General features: G+C 69.7%; 4 protein-coding genes. 1 reads left to right on the forward strand and 3 read right to left on the reverse strand.

The features are described 5' to 3' along the window. A partial coding sequence (locus tag PLL68_RS14080) for a WS/DGAT domain-containing protein (RefSeq protein WP_324535138.1) occupies positions 1-599 on the forward strand: 599 nt, incomplete at its 5' end. Positions 600-633: 34 nt separating this feature from the next. Here PLL68_RS14080 and PLL68_RS14085 read toward each other — a convergent pair. From PLL68_RS14085 to PLL68_RS14095, 3 genes are all read right to left on the reverse strand, one after another. After that, positions 634-1,053, reverse strand: a complete 420-nt coding sequence (locus PLL68_RS14085) for a VOC family protein (RefSeq protein ID WP_324535140.1) — start codon at positions 1,051-1,053, stop codon at positions 634-636. Between the two features lie 59 nt (positions 1,054-1,112). Continuing rightward, a complete protein-coding gene (locus PLL68_RS14090; RefSeq protein ID WP_324535142.1) occupies positions 1,113-1,574 on the reverse strand; it encodes a hypothetical protein in 462 nt (153 codons plus the stop codon). Between the two features lie 74 nt (positions 1,575-1,648). After that, the coding region (locus PLL68_RS14095) for a helix-turn-helix transcriptional regulator (RefSeq protein WP_324535144.1) at positions 1,649-2,273 on the reverse strand (625 nt) is incomplete at its 5' end.

Below are 2,273 nucleotides of genomic sequence, written 5' to 3' on the forward strand. Positions count from 1 at the left end.
ACGTGCTCATGGCGATCTGCGCCGGTGGGCTGCGACGGTGGCTCGACGACCTCGAGGCACTGCCGGAGCGTCCGCTCATCGCGTTCATCCCCGTCAACGTCCGTCCCCCGGAGAGCGAGGGTGGCGGCAACGCCGTCGGCGCAACCCTGGTCTCGCTGGCGACCGACATCGAGGACCCCCTGGAGCGGCTGAGCGCCATCACGGCATCGTCACGGGCGGCCAAGGCCCGGATGCGCGGCATGAGCGCCGATGCAGTCATGGCCTACAGCGCGCTGCTGCTCGCCCCCGCCGGGCTTCAGGTCGCCAAAGCCATGAGCGGTCTGCCCGGCCCGGTGCCCCACACCCTCAACGTCTGCATCTCGAACGTTCCCGGCCCCAAGGAGCACCTCTACCTGCGCGGTGCCCGACTCGAGGCGACCTACCCCGTGTCGATCCCGGGCCACTCGATGGCGTTGAACATCACCGCGCACTCGTACGCGGGCACGCTCGACCTCGGCTTCATCGGCGACCGCGAGGCGCTGCCACACCTCCAGCGCCTAGCCGTACGCGCCGGTGAGGCGCTCGAGGAACTCGAGGCCGCCGTGGCCGGGCTCGACTGACTCAGGACCCCCTTCCAGCCACCGCGTGACGGGCTCAGCCCTGCTGCTCCCCGGCGATGTTGACCATCCATGCGACGCCGAACTTGTCGACGAGCATGCCGTAGTCGTCACCCCACATCTGGCGCTCCAACGGCATCTGCACGGTGCCGCCTTCGGCGAGCCCGTCCCAGTAGCGGCGCATGGCCTCGGAGTCGTCGCCGCTGATCGACATCGTGATGGTGTTGCCAGCTACGTAGCTGTCCTCCTGGCCCGGGGGCATGTCGGAGGCCATGAAGGTCATGCCGGCCTCGGTCTCGAGGTGCGAGTGCATGACCCCGTTCGCCTCGGGCCCCTGCGCACCGAAGTCACCGAAGGTGGAGATCTGCAACTCACCGCCGAGCACGGACTGGTAGAAGGTCATCGCCTCGCGCGTGGTTCCGGGGAAGTTCAGGTAAGGGTTCAGGGCAATCGCCATGACGGACTCCTTCGACGTCGAACTGGATCGGACCCGCTCGGGCCCGCCTTCAGCGGACGCTACAACCGGGTGCCGACAGACGGGCTGGATTCCTTCCTGGACCTGCCCTGCACAGCCACCGTGACCGCGAGGACCAGCACAGTGACCATGGCCAGCATCATCGACGGGATCGTGACGTTCGCCGCGTGGAAGTGCGGACCCGACACCCAGACGTCGGCCGTGTCGCGGTTGACGAAGCCGTCGTCCGCGAAGCGCGCGAGCGCCGTCGCGAGCTCGGCGAGGTGCCCGAGCACGGCGAGTGGGACGAACAGCAGGAGGGCCTTGCAGATGCGACGCTGAGCCGTGGACTCGGTCTGGGCAAGCAGCCGACGCACGAGCACGGCGGCGCCGACGAGCATGGGGATGGCCAGGACGTGGAACGCGATGTGCGGATAGCTCGTGTCGCCGAAGGCGGCGAATGCAGGAAGCATGAGGAAGGGCAGCCAGATGAGCGCGATGAGCATCAGGTGTCGACGGGTCACGGGGGAACCTCCGGGCTGGGGGTGGACCCTTCGACGCTAGGAAAGGCACCGCGCCACGGCATCGGCGAAACCGCCTAACTCGCGCGGATCCCCTCCCGATGGGCGTCGTGCCACGTGAGGACGGCGTGCACGCGGCGGTTGTCATGCGGCGACTCGGGCAGGGCCAGCTTGCTGAAGACCGACCGCAGGTGCGCGTCGACCGTCCGCTCCGAGAGCACCAGTCTGGCCGCGATACCCGCGTTGGACAGTCCCTCGGCGAGCAGGGCGAGCACCTCGCGCTCCCGTGGCGACAGCACCGGCAGCGGCTGTGACTCGGATGGGCCCGGGACCGGCGGCCTCCCGTCGATCGCATCGCTGGGCTCAGGCTCGGGCTCGTCGAGAGCGCCGTCCAGCGCCAGCGGGACCAAGGCTGGCGGGTCCCACGGTGGCGGGTCCAGTGACGAACGGTCCAGTGAGGACCGGTCCAGAGCAGGCGAGACCAACGCCCTGGCCACCCGCGACTCGAGGGGGCGGGTCCCCACCATGACGGCGACGGCCAGCAGGGCCGCGAGCACGCTGCCGAGCGTGCCATCGGCGTCCACCAACACCACGGCAGTGACTGCGACGAGGGCCGCGATGAGCGCCACCAGCACCACCGCCGTCCAGGAGATGGTGCGGGTCCGCAGGGCGAGCGGGCTCCGCAGCGCCCGCGACGTCCCT

The sequence above is a fragment of the Ornithinibacter sp. genome, assembly GCF_035443565.1.
Taxonomy (GTDB): domain Bacteria; phylum Actinomycetota; class Actinomycetes; order Actinomycetales; family Dermatophilaceae; genus Fodinibacter.